We start from the raw sequence: 1524 nt of genomic DNA, 5'->3' as shown, positions 1-1524 counted from the left end.
CTGCTCCGCACACCGACGGCGAACCGGACGACGGGCCCACCACGCGCCCGCCCGCCCCGGCCGCCAACCAGACCGCAGAAGAACAGCGCCAGGCCCTGGAACAATGGCTCAGACAGATCCCCGACAACCCTGCCGAATTGTTACGCCGCAAATTCTGGTACGAACAGCAGCTCCATCAGGACACGCCCAAATGAACCGCCTCTGTGTTTTGCTTCTTTTGCTGTGTTGCTGGACCTTGCCGGCAAACGCCCTGGGCCTGATCGCCAGTGTTGACCGCGACCAGCTCAACTCCGGTGAAACCGTCGAACTGACCCTGGAATCCGACGACGTCACCCAGTTCGGCAAACCCGACCTCACCCCGCTGGACGGGCTGTTCGAAGTGCGCGGCACTCGCCAGGTCAACCAGCTCAACAGCCTCAGCGACGACAACAAGGGCACCACTCGCTGGATCATCACCCTGCAACCCAGACAGACCGGCACGGTGATCATCCCGTCACTGCAAATCGGCGACTACCACAGCCAGCCGATCACCCTCACCGTGACCCAGAGCGTGGCCAGCGAAAGCGAACTGGAACCGGTGTTTATCGAAGCCAGCCTCGACCAGCCCAAGGTCTATGTGCAGGCACAGGCGCTGCTGACCCTGCGCATTTACCACTCCGTAGCTCTGTACGACGACAGCAGCCTGACCACCCTGCACCTGGACGACGCCATCGTCGAGCAACTGGGCGAGTCGCGCACCTATGAAAAGCTTATCAACGGCGTGCGCCATGGTGTGATCGAACGCCGCTACGGCATCTACCCGCAGCGCAGCGGCGAACTGATCATCCCGGCACAAACCTTCAGCGCCACCCAGGTCGACAGCCAGCAAGCCACGGCCCCTGCCCCGCTGGGGCCAACGCCCGGCAAGATGGTCCACGTAACCTCGGCTGAAATCCCCCTGAGCGTGTTGCCCAAGCCCGACGCCTGGCCAGCCACGGCTCCCTGGTTGCCTGCGCGCAGCCTGAGCATAAGCGAAACCTGGAACCCGGAACCTGACCATACACTCGTCGGTGACTCCCTGACCCGCACCCTCACGCTCAAGGCCGAAGGCCTGTCCAGCGCCCAGCTGCCGCCCCTGCCTGCCACCGATGTCAACGGCCTGCGGCGCTACCCTGACCTGCCGCAACTGAGCAACCAGATCACCGAAAACGGCCTGATCGGCAGCCGCGAAGAACGCGAAGCACTGGTCCCGACCCGGGTTGGCCAGATTGAACTGCCCGCAGTCGAAGTGGTGTGGTGGAACACCCACGAAGATCATCTGGAGCGCACTTACCTGCCCGCCCGCACCCTGATGGCGGCGGCCAACCCCAATCTGGCCGTGGACACGCCTGCCAGCGGCACACCCGCAGCCCTGAACGAAACCTCTTCGCTGTGGATCTGGCAACTGAGCACCCTGTTCCTGGCATTCACCACCCTGGCGAGCCTGGGCCTGTGGTGGCGTGCCCGCTGGCAACCGGCAATCCTGCGCGCCGCGCAAACCGGCCC

Annotated in this window: 1 protein-coding gene and 1 pseudogene; both read left to right on the top strand. The window is 64.3% G+C overall.

What is annotated here, in order from left to right:
- Positions 1 to 194: pseudogene (locus GHO42_RS25650) on the top strand (hypothetical protein); the annotation flags it as partial.
- Positions 191 to 1524: BatD family protein (locus GHO42_RS02955; RefSeq protein ID WP_153384105.1), on the top strand; the 1334-nt coding region annotated here is incomplete at its 3' end. The pseudogene GHO42_RS25650 and the gene GHO42_RS02955, both read left to right, overlap by 4 nt.

Source organism: Pseudomonas sp. FSL R10-0056 (assembly GCF_009600105.1).
In the GTDB taxonomy this organism is placed as follows: Bacteria; Pseudomonadota; Gammaproteobacteria; order Pseudomonadales; family Pseudomonadaceae; genus Aquipseudomonas; species Aquipseudomonas bubulae.
Note: the sequence above shows the minus strand (reverse complement) of the source record. Positions and strands in the feature narration are given on the sequence as shown.